The organism is Methylobacterium sp. Leaf94 (assembly GCF_001426045.1).
Lineage (GTDB): Bacteria > Pseudomonadota > Alphaproteobacteria > Rhizobiales > Beijerinckiaceae > Methylobacterium.
Genome location: NZ_LMRM01000063.1, coordinates 100,607 through 117,432 on the forward strand (window position 1 = coordinate 100,607; position 16,826 = coordinate 117,432).

General features: G+C 73.1%; 19 protein-coding genes. 12 read left to right on the plus strand and 7 right to left on the minus strand.

The annotated features are described in order from the left end of the window. Positions 1-21 precede the first annotated feature (21 nt). Entirely contained in the window at positions 22-381 is a 360-nt protein-coding gene (locus tag ASG63_RS22315) for a DUF6883 domain-containing protein (RefSeq protein ID WP_244476433.1), read from the minus strand. Then, positions 378-629 (minus strand): DUF4926 domain-containing protein, encoded by a 252-nt coding sequence (locus tag ASG63_RS22320; protein ID WP_056222016.1) that lies wholly within the window; start codon positions 627-629, stop codon positions 378-380. The genes ASG63_RS22315 and ASG63_RS22320 overlap by 4 nt, the downstream gene beginning before the upstream one ends. 135 nt (positions 630-764) lie before the next feature. Here ASG63_RS22320 and ASG63_RS22325 point away from each other — a divergent pair, with 135 nt between their 5' ends. The 7 genes from ASG63_RS22325 to ASG63_RS22355 all read left to right on the plus strand — a co-directional run bounded on the left by ASG63_RS22325 (position 765) and on the right by ASG63_RS22355 (position 7,650). Continuing rightward, positions 765-1,778 (plus strand): amino acid ABC transporter substrate-binding protein, encoded by a 1,014-nt coding sequence (locus ASG63_RS22325; protein WP_056222020.1) that lies wholly within the window; start codon positions 765-767, stop codon positions 1,776-1,778. A 77-nt stretch (positions 1,779-1,855) separates the two neighbouring features. After that, on the plus strand, positions 1,856-3,004 hold the full coding sequence (locus tag ASG63_RS22330) for an amino acid ABC transporter permease (protein WP_056222023.1): 1,149 nt from the start codon (positions 1,856-1,858) through the stop codon (positions 3,002-3,004). A gap of 30 nt (positions 3,005-3,034) precedes the next feature. Then, complete coding sequence (locus ASG63_RS22335) at positions 3,035-4,171, plus strand: amino acid ABC transporter permease (protein ID WP_056222026.1); 1,137 nt, start codon at positions 3,035-3,037, stop codon at positions 4,169-4,171. Beyond that, positions 4,168-4,923: an amino acid ABC transporter ATP-binding protein gene (locus tag ASG63_RS22340; protein ID WP_056222029.1), complete on the plus strand. Its 756-nt coding sequence runs from the start codon at positions 4,168-4,170 to the stop codon at positions 4,921-4,923. The genes ASG63_RS22335 and ASG63_RS22340 overlap by 4 nt, the downstream gene beginning before the upstream one ends. 142 nt (positions 4,924-5,065) lie before the next feature. Then, the gene (locus ASG63_RS22345) at positions 5,066-5,506 is read left to right on the plus strand and encodes a hypothetical protein (protein ID WP_056222033.1); all 441 of its coding nucleotides are present in this window, start codon (positions 5,066-5,068) and stop codon (positions 5,504-5,506) included. A 144-nt stretch (positions 5,507-5,650) separates the two neighbouring features. Then, entirely contained in the window at positions 5,651-6,508 is an 858-nt protein-coding gene (gene rarD, locus ASG63_RS22350) for an EamA family transporter RarD (RefSeq protein WP_056222036.1), read from the plus strand. Positions 6,509-6,606: 98 nt separating this feature from the next. Further along, a complete protein-coding gene (locus tag ASG63_RS22355) occupies positions 6,607-7,650 on the plus strand; it encodes a P1 family peptidase (RefSeq protein WP_056222041.1) in 1,044 nt (347 codons plus the stop codon). Between the two features lie 58 nt (positions 7,651-7,708). Here the strand turns inward: ASG63_RS22355 and ASG63_RS22360 are convergent, their stop codons facing one another. Continuing rightward, the gene (locus ASG63_RS22360; RefSeq protein WP_056222045.1) at positions 7,709-7,993 is read right to left on the minus strand and encodes a hypothetical protein; all 285 of its coding nucleotides are present in this window, start codon (positions 7,991-7,993) and stop codon (positions 7,709-7,711) included. Between the two features lie 28 nt (positions 7,994-8,021). Beyond that, complete coding sequence (locus tag ASG63_RS22365) at positions 8,022-8,228, minus strand: hypothetical protein (protein WP_056222048.1); 207 nt, start codon at positions 8,226-8,228, stop codon at positions 8,022-8,024. A 431-nt stretch (positions 8,229-8,659) separates the two neighbouring features. Between ASG63_RS22365 and ASG63_RS22370 the strand changes: the two genes are divergently transcribed. Next, complete coding sequence (locus ASG63_RS22370; protein WP_056222051.1) at positions 8,660-10,231, plus strand: ATP-binding protein; 1,572 nt, start codon at positions 8,660-8,662, stop codon at positions 10,229-10,231. 20 nt (positions 10,232-10,251) lie between these two features. Here ASG63_RS22370 and ASG63_RS22375 read toward each other — a convergent pair whose 3' ends face one another. After that, positions 10,252-11,148, minus strand: coding sequence for a LysR substrate-binding domain-containing protein (locus tag ASG63_RS22375; RefSeq protein WP_056222053.1), 897 nt, complete (start codon positions 11,146-11,148; stop codon positions 10,252-10,254). 115 nt (positions 11,149-11,263) lie between these two features. Here ASG63_RS22375 and ASG63_RS22380 point away from each other — a divergent pair, with 115 nt between their 5' ends. Continuing rightward, complete coding sequence (locus ASG63_RS22380) at positions 11,264-11,653, plus strand: tautomerase family protein (protein ID WP_056222055.1); 390 nt, start codon at positions 11,264-11,266, stop codon at positions 11,651-11,653. 9 nt (positions 11,654-11,662) lie between these two features. Here the strand turns inward: ASG63_RS22380 and ASG63_RS22385 are convergent, their stop codons facing one another. Further along, positions 11,663-12,715: an ABC transporter substrate-binding protein gene (locus ASG63_RS22385; protein WP_056222058.1), complete on the minus strand. Its 1,053-nt coding sequence runs from the start codon at positions 12,713-12,715 to the stop codon at positions 11,663-11,665. Positions 12,716-13,079: 364 nt separating this feature from the next. On the opposite strand from ASG63_RS22385, the gene ASG63_RS22390 reads away from it, so the two are divergent. Beyond that, positions 13,080-13,493 (plus strand): DUF3597 domain-containing protein, encoded by a 414-nt coding sequence (locus tag ASG63_RS22390; protein ID WP_056222062.1) that lies wholly within the window; start codon positions 13,080-13,082, stop codon positions 13,491-13,493. A 114-nt stretch (positions 13,494-13,607) separates the two neighbouring features. Here ASG63_RS22390 and ASG63_RS22395 read toward each other — a convergent pair whose 3' ends face one another. Further along, complete coding sequence (locus tag ASG63_RS22395) at positions 13,608-14,513, minus strand: ATP-binding protein (protein ID WP_056222067.1); 906 nt, start codon at positions 14,511-14,513, stop codon at positions 13,608-13,610. Positions 14,514-14,797: 284 nt separating this feature from the next. Between ASG63_RS22395 and yajC the strand changes: the two genes are divergently transcribed. Beyond that, on the plus strand, positions 14,798-15,133 hold the full coding sequence (gene yajC / locus ASG63_RS22400; protein ID WP_055949106.1) for a preprotein translocase subunit YajC: 336 nt from the start codon (positions 14,798-14,800) through the stop codon (positions 15,131-15,133). Positions 15,134-15,212: 79 nt separating this feature from the next. Beyond that, entirely contained in the window at positions 15,213-16,823 is a 1,611-nt protein-coding gene (gene secD / locus ASG63_RS22405; protein ID WP_056222070.1) for a protein translocase subunit SecD, read from the plus strand. The last annotated feature ends 3 nt before the right edge of the window (positions 16,824-16,826 follow it).

The following is a 16,826-nucleotide window of genomic DNA, read 5'->3' on the forward strand; positions in this document are numbered from 1 at the left end:
GCGTCAAGCCGGGCGGCCGGATCAGGCCTCCTCGTCCGCGCGCCTCAGGGGAACGACCGTCACGAGCCTGGCGACGCCATCGGCCTCGACTTGCCAGACCGAGCGCACCCAGGGCTCCCGGCCGTTCGGCGCGCGAAGCCGCCCTTCGAAGACGAGCTTGGTCGGGCCGTTCTCCGTCAGATTCTGCGGGCGTCCCTCCGTCCTGAGGACGTGGTCGGCCAGGGCGTCGGCAAGTTCCATCGGTCTGTCCCGGCTGAAGCCGAAGGCCAGGAAGAAGCGTGCCTTCGAGCCGCCCCGTGGATGGGAGAGGTCCAACAGGTAGTCGACGAGCTTGTTGTTGCGGATCGTGAACCGCGTCGGAGAGGCCGCCGGCCCGCTCAAGCCGCCCGGCGCCCGATCCGCTTGATTCCGGTGGCCCGAACCGTCGCGAGGGCGCCTTCGGGCTCGGCGAACTCGACCTCGTAGGCTGATCCGTCCTGCCAGACGGCCACCACGGTTCCCTCCGTGCCGGCCTGGATCAGTGTTCCGTCATCCGTCCGCGCGTCGGCCAGCAGCACGACGTCATCGAGTTCCCGGAGATCGACCCCAGGCTCGTCCTTTCGCAGGAGATAGAAGACTTCGACGGACATGGGCGAAGGATATCCGGCGGGTGCCGGCCGGACAAGCCACGCGGCCCGATCCTTTGGTCTTGGGGCCCCCTGGTCTTGGGCCCGACGCCTGGGTCCCTGGCTTGACCCCGGCCGCCGATGCCCTGCAATGCGCGCATGCGATCCCTGTCGATCCCGCTCCTCGCCGCCCTGCTCGCCGCGTCTCCGGCGCTCGCGCAAGGCGACACCCTCGCCCAGGTCAAGGCGCGCGGGCACCTCGTCTGCGGGGTCAGCGGCGGGGTGGCGGGCTTCAGCATGCCGGACGGGCAGGGGCGCTGGCACGGGCTCGACGTGGATTTCTGCCGGGCGCTCGCCGCGGCGATCTTCGACGATCCCGACGCGGTGCGCTTCATCCCGCAATCCTCGGCCGCGCGCTTCACCGCCCTGCAATCGGGCGAGATCGACGTGCTCGCCCGCAACACCACCTGGACCCTGTCGCGCGACACCGCCGCGATGAACTTCCCGGTGATCACCTTCTTCGACGGGCAGGGGTTTCTCGTGCGCAAATCCCTGAACGTCACGGCGGTGAAGCAGCTCGACCGGGCCACGATCTGCCTGCAGCAGGGCACCACCACGGAGCTCAACACCGCCGACTGGTTCCGCACCCGCGGGCTGACCTACCAGGTGGTCACCTTCGCCAACAGCGAGCAGACCCTGGGCGCCTACGAATCCGGCCGCTGCGACGCCTACTCCACGGACAAGTCCTCCCTCTTCGGCGAGCGCCTGAAGACCGCCCACCCGGAGGCGCACGTGATCCTCGACGAGGCGATCTCCAAGGAGCCCTTCGCGCCCGGCGTGCGCCAGGGCGACGATGCCTGGCGCGACCTCGTCGCCTGGACCCACTACGCCATGATCGACGCGGAGGAGGCGGGCATCACGCAGGAGAACGTGGACCGGCTCCGGGGCGAGACCCTGAGCCCGGACGTCAAGCGCATCCTCGGGCTGGAGGGCAAGTACGGCCAGGGCCTCGGGCTGACCGGCGACTGGGCCTACCGGATCGTCCGCCACGTCGGCAATTACGGCGACGTCTTCGCCCGCAACCTCGGCGACGGGACGCCCCTGAAGATCCCGCGCGGGCTGAACGCCCTCTGGACGAACGGGGGCCTGCACTACGGGCCGCCGATCCGGTGAGGGGGGACGGGATGGACCGCGCGTCCGGGCGGACCCGCCCCCGCAGCGGGGGGAGGGGTGCGCGGGGAGGTCGGCGCGTGCCTCGATCCCCGCGCGCCCTCGCGCTCCAGGCCCTCGTCGCGCTCGCGCTCGCCGCGCTCGCGTATGTCGCCGCCACCAACGCGTCCGAAAAACTCGCGCGCCAGGGCATCACCGCCGGCTTCGGCTTCCTCGGACGCTCGGCGGGGTTCGACATCAGCCAGCGGCTGATCCCCTACGCCGCCGCGACCGCGACCTATCTCGACGCGTTCCGCGTCGGGCTCCTCAACACCCTGCTGGTCTCGGGCCTCGCCATCGGGCTGGCCACGCTGATCGGATTCGCCGTGGGCATCGCCCGGTTGTCGCCGAACTGGCTCGTCCGGACCCTGGCGGCCACCTATGTCGAGACCCTGCGCAACCTGCCGCTGCTGCTCCAGCTCCTGGTCTGGTACGTGGCCGTGCGGGTGGCGCTGCCCGAGGCGCAGCGTCCGGCGGCCTGGGGCGGGGCCTATCTCAGCCAGCGCGGGCTGGTCCTGCCCCGCCCGGAATTTTCGGGTGTCGCCTGGCTCGTGCCCGCAGCCGTCCTGGCGGGGATCGTCCTGTCGGGCGCCTGGGCGCGCCGCAGGGCCCGCCGCGTCGAGGCCGGGGCCGCGCCCGGCCCGGTCGTGGGGCCGGCCCTCGCCCTGGTGCTCGGCCTGCCGGCGCTCGCCTGGATCGGTCTCGCCCGCGCCGGGCACCCCGTGCCGGTCGCCTGGCCGGCGCCCGGTCCCTACGGACCCGAGGGCGGGCTCGGAATCCTGCCGGAATTCGCCGCGCTGCTCCTCGGGCTCTCCACCTACACGGCGGCCTTCATCGCCGAGATCGTGCGCGCCGGCCTCAACAGCGTGGCCCGGGGCCAGGGGGAGGCGGCCGCCGCCCTGGGCCTGAGCCGGGCCAAGACCTTGGCGCTCGTCACGATTCCCCAGGCGATGCGGGTGATCGTGCCGCCGCTCACCAGCCAGTACCTCAACATCACGAAGAACTCGTCCCTGGCGGTGCTGATCGGCTATCCCGACCTCGTCCACGTCTTCATGGGCACGGTGCTCAACCAGACCAACCAGGCCGTGGAGGTCGTGGCGATCACCATGGCGGTCTACCTGACCCTGAGCCTCGGCCTCGCCGCGCTGATGAACGCCTACAACCGCCGCGCGGCCCCGGGGATGCGATGAATCCGGGGTCCCCATGAGTCCGGTCTGTCCATGACCATCGTCCGCGAGACCCTGCTGCCCCCGGCCCCGCCGCCGCGCCGGACCGGCGGCCCCGTCGGCTGGCTGCGGGACAACCTGTTCTCGGGCCCCGGCAACACGCTCGCCACCCTGGTGGTCCTGGCCGGGCTGGCGCTCCTGCTGCCGCCGGCGATCCGCTTCCTCGTCACCGACGCGGTCTGGAGCGGGACGTCGGGCGAGGCCTGCCGGCCGGCGACCGCCGGGCACCCGGTGGGCGCCTGCTGGGCCTTCATCGGCGACAAGATCAACTACCTCGTCTACGGCTCCTACCCGGCGGCCGAGCGCTGGCGGCCGAACCTGTTCTTCGGCCTCGTGGCGGTCAGCGCGGTCTGGATGCTGTGGCTCGACGCGCCCAAGCGCGGCCTCGGGGCGGTCTTCGTCTTCCTGGTGGGCCCGATCCTGTCGGTCTGGCTGCTCTCGGGCGCCTCCGTCCTCGGCCTCGCCCCCGTCGCCACCAGCCTGTGGGGCGGCATGCTGGTGACCCTGGTGGTCTCGCTCGTCGGCATCGTCGCCGCCCTGCCGCTGGGCATCCTGCTGGCCCTGGGGCGGCGCTCCGAACTGCCGGTGCTGCGATACGCCTGCATCGGCTTCATCGAGTTCTGGCGCGGGGTGCCGCTGATCACCGTGCTGTTCATGGCCAACGTGATGCTGCCGCTGTTCCTGCCCGGGGACCTCACGGTGGACCGGCTGGTGCGCCCGCTCGTCGGCATCGCGCTGTTCGCCTCCGCCTACATGGCCGAGGTGGTGCGCGGCGGCCTGCAGGCGATCCCCGAGGGGCAGGGGCGGGCGGCCCTGGCGCTGGGCCTCACCCGATGGCAGGCCCTGCGCCTCGTGATCCTGCCCCAGGCCCTCAAGGTGGTGGTGCCCGGCATCGTCAACACCCTGATCGGCCTGTTCAAGGACACGACGCTCGTCTCCATCGTGGGTCTGGCCGACTTCATCCGGGTGCTGGAGGCGGCGCGTGCCGATCCGCGCTGGTCGGCGCCGACGATCCCCGCCACGGCCTACGCCTTCGCGGCCCTGTTCTATCTCGCGGTCTGCTTTTCCATGGCGCGCTACGCCGCCTTCATCGAGCGGCGTCTGGCCGCCGGCGAGCGGGGCCGGTCGTGACGGACGGCCCCGCGACCCCTGATCTCAAGACCCCCGCCGTCGAGTTCCGCGGCGTGAACAAATGGTTCGGCACCGCCCACGTCCTGCGCGAGGTCTCCCTCACGGTGGCGAAATCCGAGCGAATCGTGATCTGCGGCCCCTCGGGCTCGGGCAAGTCGACCCTGATCCGCTGCGTCAACGGCCTCGAGGCCCACCAGGGCGGCACGATCCGGGTCGCCGGCCAGGACCTCACCCCGGCCCGCATCCCGGCGGTGCGGCGGACCGTCGGCATGGTGTTCCAGCACTTCAACCTGTTTGCCCACCTCACCGTGCTGGAGAACTGCACCCTGGCGCCGATCCACGGGCGCGGCATCGGGCGCCGGGCCGCCGAGGCGCGGGCGCGGGACGAACTCGAACGCCTCGCCGTCGCGGATCTGGCGGACCGCTACCCCGGCCAGCTTTCCGGCGGGCAGCAGCAGCGGGTGGCCATCGCCCGCGCCCTCTGCCTCGACCCGGCGGTGATGCTCTTCGACGAGCCGACCTCGGCCCTCGACCCCGAGATGGTGCAGGAGGTGCTCGACGCCCTGACGGATCTCGCGAGACGCGGCATGACCCTGCTCTGCGTCACCCACGAGATGGGCTTCGCCCGGCGGGTCGCCGACCGGGTGGTGTTCATGGACGCGGGCCAGATCGTCGAGGTCGCGCCGCCGCAGGCCTTCTTCGACCGGTCCGAGCATCCCCGCACCCGGGAATTTCTCGCGCGTCTTCTCTGAGGGACGGGAGGCCCCGCGCTGCGGGCGCGGCCCCGGCGGAGTTGTGCCGGCGCAGGACCGTTCGCGAAACCGGACGCTCCGGTTCGTTAACGCCGATGCGCTAAATCCATCCCGGTACTCGCGTATCCGGGAAGCCCGTCCCTTGCGTATCCTGCGGAACATCGTCGTCGGCAGCGTCTTCGGCGGCAGCGCCCTGGTCATCGCCTTCGCCTGCGTCGACCGGCTCGACCATCCGGCGCCCCGGGCGGCCGTGCCGGTGGCCGCCCTCACCCGGCTCCGCCCGCCCGAGCCCACCGTGACGGGCGCGCTCCCGGCCGAGACCGGCCCCTCGATCAGCGACATCCTCGGGCGCGACGCCGTCGCCCGCCAGACCGTCACCCGTCCGCCCGTGCCCAAGGCCTCCACCACTCGCGAAACCCCTGCCCGCGAGACGGCGGGTCGGGCCCCGGCCAAGCCCGTGGCCAAGGTCGCCGCCGCGCCGGCCCCGAAGCCGGCGAAAAAAACCGCCGAGGGCTTCGACACCGAGCGCCTGAACGCCCTCATGCGCGGCGACCCCGCCGTCACCCTCGCGCGCACGCGCTGAGCCCGCCGGGCGCCCCGAGCGCCCCCGCCATGCGCCATCCCGCACGGGGCGCGTCCCTGAACGCCTGCTATAAGCCGCGCCCGGTCCCCCCGCGGGCCGCGGCGAGGCCGCCGGCAAAGGGCCGGCGGCAAGGGGAGGCGGCCTTTGGGTCTGATCTACGCGCTCGGCGCCTATCTCAGCTGGGGCCTCGTGGTCCCGGTGCATTTCCGCCTGCTCGACGCCGTGCCGGCCCCCAGCATCCTGGCCCACCGCATCGTCTGGTCGAGCCTGCTCGTCGCCGGCCTGCTCGTGGCCCTGCGCCGCCGGATCCGGACCCCCTTCCCCCTGGTGCGCCGCCACGGGCTCCTCGTCCTGTCGGCCGGCCTGATCGGCGTGAACTGGCTGCTCTACCTCCGGGCCGTGCAGTCCGGGCACATGCTCGACGCCAGTCTCGGCTACTTCATCAACCCGCTGATGAGCGTCGGCCTGGGCGCCCTGGTGCTGGGCGAGCGCCTGCGTCCGGTCCAGGCCGCGGCGGTGGCGCTGGCCGCCGGCGCCGTGCTCCTGGCCGTCGCCCTGGCGGGCAGCCTGCCCTGGGTCTCGCTGGCGCTGGCCGGCAGCTTCTCGCTCTACGGGCTCGCCCGCAAGGTCGTGGGCGTCGACGCCATGGTGGGCTTCGCCGCCGAGACGCTGGTGCTCCTGCCGGTGGCGCTGCTCTACCTCGCGGCCTTCGCGCCGCCGGTGATCCAGGGCGACCCCGTGCGGGCCGGCCTGATCCTGCTCACCGGAGTCACCACGGCCCTGCCGCTGATCTGGTTCGCGGCGGCCGCCGAGCGGCTCACCCTGGCGACGCTCGGGCTGATGCAGTACCTCGCGCCCTCCTGCCTCCTCCTCCTCAGCACCCTCGTCTACGGCGAGCGGCTGGAGCCGCACCGGATGGTGCTGTTCGGGCTGATCTGGCTGGCGCTGGCGATCTACGCCGCCGACGCCTATCGCGCCGCCCGGCAGGCGCGAGCCGGCTGAGGGCCCGCGCCGGAACCCCTCGCCCCGAACCCCTCGCCCCGAACCCCTCGCCCGAAGCCCCGCCGCGTGCGATCCTGGCCCCCGGGAGGAGGTGACCCGTGCCGACCAACCGCATCACCGACATCGCCGGCCTCCGGGTCGGCCACGCCAGCGATCCGCGCCTCGCCAGCGGGGTCACCGCGCTCCTCTTCGACGAACCCGTGATGGCGGGCGTCGACGTGCGCGGCGGCGGCCCCGGCACCCGCGAGACCGACCTCCTCGATCCCGAGCGCACCCTGGAGCGCATCGACGCCCTGGTGCTCTCCGGCGGCTCGGCCTTCGGCCTCGACGCCGCCGCGGGCGTCGTCGCCCACCTCGCCGAGACCGGGCGCGGCTTCGCGATCGGCCCGGCGCGGGTGCCGATCGTGCCGGCCGCGATCCTGTTCGACCTCCTCAACGGCGGCGACAAGGCCTGGGGCCGGTTCTCGCCCTACCGCGACCTCGGCTACGCGGCGGCCCTCGCCGCCACGCGGGCGTTCGCCCTCGGTTCCGTCGGGGCCGGGACGGGGGCGGCCACCGCCAACCTGAAGGGCGGCCTCGGCTCCGCCTCGGCGGTCGTCGCGGGCCTCGCGGCCGCCGGCGTCGCGGCCGGGGGGCCGGCCGAGAGCGGATCGCCCGTGCGGGTCGGGGCGCTGGTGGCGGTGAACGCCTTCGGCCGGGTGACGCAGGGGGAGGGGCCGCATTTCTGGGCCGGCGCCGACGAGGTCGGCGACGAATTCGGGGGCCTCGGGTTGCCCGCCGCGATGCCGGCCGATGCCTTCGCCTGGCCGCCGCGCAAGGCGCTGGCCGGGGCGAGCACCACCCTGGCGGTGGTGGCCACCGACGCCGCCCTCACCAAGGCCCAGGCCCGCCGCCTGGCCGTGATGGCCCAGGACGGCCTCGCCCGGGCGATCCGCCCGGTCCACACGCCGCTGGACGGCGACGTCGTCTTCGCGGTCTCCACCGGGCGGGTGGCGCTGGCCGACCCCGTCACCGACCTCGCCCGCATCGGCGACGCGGCCGCCCGAACCCTGGCGCGCGCCGTGGCGATCGGCGTGCATCGCGCGACGGTGCCGCCCGGATGGGCCGGGCCGCCGGCCTGGCGGGATCGCTTCGGGACGTGACCGGTTCGGAACGCGGCCGGCCCGGTTCAGGCTCGGCGCGATTCGGGCTCGGCCCGGTTCACGTCTGGCCGAGTTCGGCCTTCGAATCCGCGATGAGGCCGGCGAGGCCGGCATCGACCTCGGCCCCGAGCAGGCGGCGCTCGGCCTCCGTCAGGTCGGCGGCCCAGCCCCGCTGGCCGAAGCCCTCCGCGCACTTGGCCCGCTCGGCCGTGAGATAGGCCTCCGTCTCGGCGGGCTGCGTCCGCATGGCCTGGACCAGGCCGAACCAGGCCGCGCGCTCCACCACCGCGAGGCGGGCGCGCAGGCGGATCATCACCGCGCGGTCGGGGTCGACGTCGTCCATGGCGTGTCCGGTCTCCGGGAGCGCCGCGTCAGCGCCGCGGCTCGCAGCGCGTCTTCACGTAGGTGCCCTGGTCGTTGCCGTGCCCCGCATTGGCGGCGAGCACGGGCCCCTGCATCAGGCATTCCTGCAGGGTGTGGGCGGGGCCAGTGATGATGTCGAGCGCCGTGTCCCGCGAGCAATCCGGGGCCTGGACGGTGGAGGCGCAGACGAGGGCGACGACGAGGACTGGGTTCATGGGGGGATTAACTGGATCAGGCCGGCGACGCGGCAAGGGCGGCTTTTGCCGCGGGTGCAGTTTAATGCCTGCGGGGTGATGCCTGCGGGGCTCCTCGATGCCGGCCGCTCTCCGCGCCGGCTTGCGTTCCTACTTTGTTCCAGTAGGGGCTCTGGGATCGCGTCGGGCGAGGCCAAGATACCTAGGATATCGCGCCTAGGTTCTTGAGCCTAGGACAAGAGGCTTATCCTCCGCATTGCCTTCCAGGGTGCCTCGAACGAAAGAGGAACAAAGGGGGGACCTGCCGGCTCTGTCTGCGCGCCGGGTGCGGCCCCTGGCCTGTGGATGCCGGCCCCGCGCGACGGACCGGCCCGATGGCGCGCGTGTTAAGGTCTTCGTGCGAGAGCCAGGAGGTGCGGAGGACCAGCCTCCGCGCGGGAGCCGGAGCAGGCATGACGGTCGGCATCGAGATGGGTCTGAGCATGGGGCCGGGGGCGGAGCCCGCGCGCCTCGACCTCGAGGAGCTCCTGGCGACGCGTCTCCTGGTCCAGGGCAATTCGGGCTCGGGCAAGTCGCACCTGCTGCGGCGCCTGCTGGAGCAGAGCGCCGGCGCGGTGCAGCAGGTGGTGATCGACCCCGAGGGCGACTTCGTCACCCTGGCGGAGGCCTACGGCCACGTGGTGGTGGACGGCGCCCACGGGGAGGCCGACCTGCAGGCCATCGCCGCGCGGGTGCGGGCGCACCGGGTCTCGGTGGTGCTCACCCTGGAGAGCCTCGACATGGAGGCGCAGATGCGCGCCGCGGCCGCCTTCCTGGGCGGGCTGTTCGAGGCCGAGCGCACCCACTGGCACCCCGCCCTGATCGTGGTCGACGAGGCCCAGATCTTCGCGCCGGCGGCCGCCGGCGACGTCTCCGACGAGGCCCGCAAGGCCTCGCTGGGGGCCATGACCAACCTGATGTGCCGGGGCCGCAAGCGGGGCTTGGCCGGCATCATCGCCACCCAGCGCCTGGCCAAGCTCGCCAAGAACGTGGCGGCCGAGGCCACCAACTTCCTGATGGGCCGCACCTTCCTCGACATCGACATGGCCCGCGCCGCCGACCTCCTCGGCCTCGACCGGCGCGGGGCCGAGCGCTTTCGCGACCTGTCCCGGGGCGAGTTCGTGGCGCTGGGCCCGGCCCTGAGCCGGCGGCCCCTGGCGCTGCGCATCGGCCCGGTGACGACCTCGGCGCGCTCCGGCTCGCCGAAGCTCGTGCCGCTGCCCGCCCCGGCGGATGCGGACCTGCGCGCCCTCATCCTCACCCGCTCGCCCGACGAACCGACCCTGGCCTGGGCGCCGGCGCCGCGCACGCCGCCGACCCCGCGCGCCACCCCGGCCGATCTGATGCGCGAGCTCAGCGCCTACCGTCCGGAGCCGGTGGAGGCGCCCGAGCCGATGAGCGAGGACGAGATCCGCGCCGGGCTCGACGCGGTCCTGCGCGGCATCGCCGCCGACCCGGATGCCGGCGGCCAGCCGGTGGCGGTGGTCTACCAGGACTTCCTCGTGCGCTGCCGGATGCGCGGCCTCGACGGCGAGGCGATCAGCCTGGCGGCCTTCCGCCGCCGCCTCGGCGTCGCCCGGGCCGGGTTCGACGGGGCCGACGTCGCCCCGGACGAGGCGGACGGGCGCTGGGAGGAGGCGCAAGGGGTCGCCGCCACCCTGCCGGACGAGGTCCAGGGCCTGTTCCTGCTGCTGGCCCGGGCGGCCCTCGCCGGCGAGCCCTGTCCCGGCGACGAGGCCCTGGCCCGGGCGATCGGCAGCCGCTCGCCCGGCCGGGCCCGGCGCCTGCTCGCCTATGTGGAGACCCGCGGCACCATCGTGTGCCGCATGGATTACCGCGGCAACCGCATCGTCGCCCTGCCGGCCCTGGCCTGCGAGACCGGACCCGGTGATCCGAAGGCGCCGGTCGAGGCCAAGTCCGGCGCCGCGGCCGCGGCGCCGCCGGCCGCGGAATCCGGCCTGCCGGGCCTGTTCGCCGCCGAGTAGGCCCGCGGGCGAACAGGCTCTCAGCTGAACAGACCTGGGGCCATCGCCGCGCGCAGCATCTGCGCGAGGCGGTCCAGCGCCGGGGAGCGGCGCCCGGTCGAGGCCCGCAGCGACAGACCGATCCGGGGCAGCGCCGGCAGGTTGGCCTCGGCCGGCTCCAGGGCGCGGAGGGTCGGCGGCAGCCCGTGGGGCACCCGCAGGGCGATGCCGAGGCCGGCGGCCACCGCGGCCCAGAGCCCCGTGAGGCTCGGCGACGCGAAGGCGACCCGCCACGGGATCGCGGCCCCGTCGAGGGCCCGCAGGCCGGCCTGGCGGAACAGGCACGGCGCGGCGAAGGCGACCAGGGGCAGGGTCGCGTCGGGCGCGCGCACGAACCCGTCCCGCGGCCCGATCCAGGCCATCGGCAGGTCGAGGCGCGCGAGCGGCGCCGGGCCCGGCCAGGCCTCCGACGGCACGGCGCCGGATTCCCAGGCCAGCACGAGGTCGAGGCGCCCGGCCTGAAGCCCCGCCAGCAGGGCGGCGTTGGTCTCCACCCGCACCTCCACCTGCACGCCGGGGTGCTGGCGCGCGAAGGGGCCCAGGAGGCCCGGCAGCCAGGTCTCGGCGAAATCCTGCGGCAGGCCGAGGCGGACGGTGCCGGCCAGCGCCGGTTCGCGCAGCCGGGCCAGGGTCTCGTCGTTGAGGGCGAGCAGGCGCCGGGCCGGGCCGAGGAGGGCCTCGCCGGCCTCGGTCAGGGCGAGGCCCCGGCCGGACTTCCGGGTCAGCGGCTGGCCGAGCTGCGCCTCGAGCTTGCGCAGCTGCAGGCTGAGGGCGGACGGCGAGCGGCCGAGGCGGTCGGCGGCCTTTGCGAAGCTGCCGAGGTCGATTCCGGCGACGAAGCTGCGCAGGGCATCGAGGTCGAGGCTGGTGGCGACCATTCGGTTTTCCCAAACGATCCGTTCGGATCTTCGCGATTTTCGCGACGATGCTGCGCCTCTAAGCCTGGATGGGTCAACACCACACCCCGCGAACCCCCACCCGCAGGAGCCCCCCATGCCGTTCGTCCGCGTCACCCTCTCCGGCCCGCCCCCGAGCGGGCGCGCCCGCGAGGCACTCCAGGGGGGCGTCACCGCCCTGATGGCCGAGGTCCTGGGCAAGCGCGCCGACCTGACGGCGGTGCTGGTGGAGGGCACGGCGCCCGGGGCCTGGAGCATCGGCGCGGAACCGGTGGAAACCGCGGCCCATCTCGAGGCCACGGTCACGGCCGGCAGCAACAGCCCGGCCCAGAAGGCGGCCTTCCTCGCGGCGGCGCACCGGCTGCTGGCCGAGACCCTCGGGGCGGGCCTGCCCCTCGCCACCTACGCGGTGGTGAACGAGGTCCCGGCGGAGTCCTGGGGCTATGGCGGGCTCACCCAGGCGCAGCGCGCCCGGGACCGGGGCTGACGGGGGCCTTCAGCGCTTCGTGGCGGCCTCGTAGTATTTCGGCTCGAACAGGCCCTCCAGGGGGACGTCCTTGTCGAGGGTGCCGATCGAGACCTGGTAGGCCTGCATCGCCTTCGTGGCCGCGATGATCTGGCGCGGGTCGGCGGTGAACTTCGCCGCCGGCGAGGTCAGCGCCCGGGTGATGGTGGCGGTGTCGGTGATGCCCTTGCCCAGCGCCGCCTCCACGGGCTTGGCCGCGCGGGCCGGATCGCTCTTCAGGAGCTCGGTGGCGCGCACCACGGCCTTCACCAGGCCTTCCACGGCGGCGGGGTTCTTGTCGGCGAAGGCCCCGAACACGCCCACCACGGTGCCCGGCTGGTCGGGGAACATCTCGCCCCCGGTGGCGACGAGCTTGATGGCGGGGTTGCGCATCTGCACGATGGTGAGCGCCGGCTCGCGGATCGAGGCGCCGTCGACGGCCCCGGCCAGCATGGCCTGCTGGGTCGCGTCGATGCCCATCGCCACCACCTCGGCATTGGCCTTGTCGGCCTTGGCCACCTGCCAGAGCCAGTGCTGCAGGGTGGTGTTGGGCACCGAGCCCGGCGGCTGCGTGGCGAGGCGGGCGGGTTTGCCCTCCTTGGCCCGGAACTGCGCGAAGGCCTGCGCCTTGTCGGCGCCGTCGGCGAAGTAGGGCGCGAGCTTCGGGCCGGCCACGAACACCATCTCCTCGATGGCGGTGGCGGCCACCACCCGCACGTCGATGCCCTTGGTGCGGGCGACGGCCAGCGGCGCGACGCCGGCGACGTAGACGTCGATGGTGCCGGAGGCCAGGGCCTGGATCATGTTCGGGCCGGATTCGAAGGTGGTGAAGGTGGGTGCGAGGCCCGCCTCCTTCAGCCAGCCCTCGCCGTTGGCCACGAAGATCGGCGCCGCGCCGATCACCGGGATGACGCCGATGCGGACCGGGACCGGCGCGGCGGTCTGCGCCGCGGCCGGTCCGGCGGCGAGGAGGCCCGCGCTGGCGGCGAGGGTGGCGGCGAAGAAGGTCGCGGCGAAGGTGACGGTACGGCGGGTCGGGCGCATCGGGTGGTTCCGGTCGGGGGCGGGCCGAACCCGGGCGCGCACGCGGCGGGACGGCGTGCGGCGGCGCGGGGCCGGCCAGGAGGATGCCGCGCAGTGGCACGCACGGGGCGTCAGCGCAAGAATCCGCTCCGGTCTCGGCGCTCCACCCCGGATGTTTGGCGTTTTCATCTCCACCGCATGCGCGAAGGAGAAGATGAATCTCCCGCCGGCGAAGGGTTGCGGGCGGGCCGGCAAGGTCGAGAGCCCGTCGAATTCGCCCGCGCCGCCTTCGGGATCCGTCCCGTTACGGGAACGGGTCCGGACCCACCCCGTTGTCACCCCGTCGCGGCACCGGCCGCCGACGTGAGATTGAGGGAAACCTGTTATGAGCCTCCTCGGCAGCATCGTCAGCAAGATCCTCCATCCGTTCGGCGGCGGCGACGCGCAGGCCAAGCCGTCCGAGGCGAACGCACAGCCCTCCGCCGGCGGTTCGGACGCCCCCGCCTCGACCCCGACCAGCACCGGCGCCCCGGCCGGCGGTCCCGTCGACGTCGAGCAGGTGCTCAACGGCATGGCGGCGAAGAATCCGCAGACCCTGAACTGGCGCACCTCGATCGTCGACCTGATGAAGCTCCTCGACCTCGATTCGAGCCTCACCGCCCGCAAGCAGCTCGCCGACGAGCTGCACTACACCGGCGACAAGGAGGACTCGGCCACGATGAACGTCTGGCTGCACAAGCAGGTCATCAAGAAGCTCGAGGAGAACGGCGGCAAGGTGCCGGCCGATCTCAAGGACTGATCTTTTCCGACTGATCCGGCGCGGCCTGCATCCGGGTCGCGCCGTCGGGGCAGGGGACGGCGTTCCCTGCCCCTTTTCTATGGTGGTCCGGGTGGCCGGCGCGGGAACCCGCCTTCACCCCTCCAGCCGCTGCCCCAGGCGCCCGGCGAGATCCTGGATGAACTGGAACGCGGTCCGGCCCGAGCGCGAGCCGCGGGTGGTCGCCCATTCGAGGGCCTCCGCGCGGACCCGGTCCGGCTCGGCGCGCAGACCATGGCGCGCGACATAGGCGCGGATCATCGCCAGGTACTCGTCCTGGCTGCACTTGTGGAAGCCGAGCCAGAGGCCGAAGCGGTCGGAGAGGGAGACCTTCTCCTCCACGGCCTCGCCCGGGTTGATCGCCGTGGAGCGCTCGTTCTCCACCATCTCCCGGGCCAGCAGGTGGCGCCGGTTCGAGGTGGCGTAGAACAGCACGTTCTCGGGCCGCCCCTCGATGCCGCCGTCCAGCGCCGTCTTCAGGGACTTGTACGAGGTGTCGTCGCCGTCGAAGGAGAGGTCGTCGCAGAAGACGATCCAGCGATGGGCGTCGCCCCGCAGGGTCGCCATCAGGTCGGGCAGGGCCTCGATGTCCTCGCGGTGGATCTCCACCAGCTTCAGGGGGAGGGCGCCGGGCGCCCGCGCCGCGTTGATCTCCGCGTGCGCCGCCTTGACCAGCGAGGACTTGCCCATGCCGCGCGCGCCCCAGAGGAGCGCGTTGTTGGCCGGCAGGCCGTCGGCGAACAGGCGGGTGTTCGCCACCAGGGTGTCGCGGGCCCGGTCGATGCCGGTGAGCAGGCCGATCGCCACCCGGTTGACGCGTGGCACCGGGATCAGCCGGCGCTCCGGCCCCCACAGGAAGGCGTCCGCTTCCGTCAGGTCGACGGGCGCGCGCGGGGCGGGGGCGGCGCGCTCCAGGGCGGCGGCGATCCGTTCCAGCACCGGCAGGAACGCCGCCAGGGTTGCCGGATCGACGGCCGGGTCGGCGGGGGGCGTGGCGGTCATGGACGGCTCCTCGAACTCGGGTCCCGCGACGGGGCGGACAGGGCGGGTCAGACGTGGCGGGTCAGACGTGGCGGGTCCCGTGCTTTACGGTGCCGGAGCGCCGCGATGAACCCGATAAATCGCGCCGCCGCCGGCGATTCGCGGCCCCGGACCCATTCGCCTCACCCGGGCGGCGTTGCTTTCACTTAGGCCCTGGCTATAGTCCGCGCGCTTTTTGACAAGCCCGGACGCCCCCTCGACCGAGGGTCTGGCGGCGCGGGCCTTATCCTTGAGGAGTCACCCGCTTGATCACCCCCGCCTTCGCGCAAGGGGCCACCTCGGCCGCTGGCGGAGCGGACATCGCCTTGCAGGTGGTGCCGTTCGTCCTCATCTTCGTCATCATGTACTTCCTGATCCTCCGCCCGCAGCAGCGCCGCGTGAAGGAGCATCAGAACATGGTCAAGAACGTCCGCCGCGACGACACCGTCGTCACCACCGGCGGCATCGTCGGTCGCGTCACCAAGGTCGCCGACGAGGCCTCGGAGATCGAGGTCGAGATCGCGCCCAACGTCCGCGTCAAGGTCGTGCGCGCGATGATCTCGGAAGTCCGCGTCAAGGGCGCGCCGGTCAAGGCCGCCTGAGGCGGCGACCCGGGCGCTGCAGGCCGGGCCCACGGCCCGCGGCGCCCTTGAGGAAACGGACACAGGACGGACCCGGCGGATGCTGCGCTTCTCGAGAACCAAGATCGTCACGACGCTGGCCGTCATCCTGATCGGCCTCAGCCTCGCCGTGCCGAGCTTCTTCTCGGCCGAGCAGCGCAGCCACTTCATGGCCTCCCTGCCGAGCTGGTTCCCCAGCTGGATCGTGCCCCAGCGCGCCATCGTGCTGGGCCTCGACCTCCAGGGCGGCTCGCAGCTCCTCCTCGAGGTCGACCAGAACGACCTCGCCAAGTCCCTGACCACGGCCCTGCGCGACGACGTCCGCCGGGTCCTGCGCGAGGCCGGCGGGGTGACGCCGGAGGGCGGCATCCAGATCATCCCGCGCGGCGTCCAGCTCCGGATCTCCAACGAGGCCGCCCGCGCCAAGGTGCTGCCGAAGCTGCGCGAACTCGCGCAGCCGATCTCCAACGCCCTGGTGGGCCAGGGCGGCGGCCAGACCCTGACCGTCGCCGAGAAGCCCGAGGGCGTGATCCAGCTCACCCTCACGGATGCGGGCCTGACCGACCGGACGCGCCGAGCCGTGACCCAGGCCATCGAGGTCATCCGGCGCCGCATCGACTTCGGCGGCACCAAGGAGCCCTCGATCCAGCAGCAGGGCGCCGACCGCATCCTCGTCCAGGTCCCCGGCCTCCAGGATCCGCAGAAGCTGGAGGACCAGCTCGGCAAGACGGCCAAGCTCGAGTTCCGGATGCTGGCGGATTCGCCCTCCGGCGACGTCGACCTGCTGCCCTCCAAGGACGAGAAGGGGGCCCGCGTCCCCGTGGAGCGTCGCGTGATGGCCTCCGGCGCCGACCTCACCGACGCCCAGCCGGCCTTCGACCATCAGACCCAGGAGCCGATGGTCAGCTTCAAGTTCAACCTGAAGGGCGCCCAGAGCTTCGGCCAGGCGACCTCGGAGAATGTCGGCCGCCGCATGGCCATCGTCCTCGACAACGAGGTGGTCTCGGCCCCCCGCATCAACACGCCGATCACCGGCGGCTCCGGCCAGATCACCGGCAACTTCACCGTGGCCCAGGCCAACGAGCTCTCGATCCTGCTGCGGGCCGGCGCGCTGCCGGCCAAGCTCACCGTGGTCGAGCGCCGCGTTGTCGGCCCCGGCCTCGGCAGCGACTCGATCCAGGCCGGCAAGTACGCCACCCTGGTGGCCGGCGCCCTCGTCATCGCCTTCATGTTCGCCACCTACGGGGTGTTCGGCTTCTTCGCCAACATCGCCCTCATCGTGCACGTGGGCCTCATCCTCGGCCTGATGTCGGTGCTGGAGGCGACCATGACCCTGCCGGGCATCGCCGGCATCGTGCTCACCATCGGCACGGCGGTGGATTCCAACGTGCTGATCTACGAGCGCGTGCGCGAGGAGGTCCGGGCCGGGCGCTCCATCGTGTCGGCCCTCCAGGCCGGCTTCGACAAGGCCTTCGCCACCATCATCGATTCGAACTCGACCATGGCGATCGCCGCCCTGATCCTGTTCTTCCTCGGCTCCGGCCCGGTGAAGGGCTTCGCCGTGGTCTTCATCCTCGGCATCCTCACCACGGTCATCACCGCCGTCACCCTGACCCGGATGATGATCGCCCTGTGGTACAACATGGCCCGGCCCAAGGCGCTGCCATTCTAATCC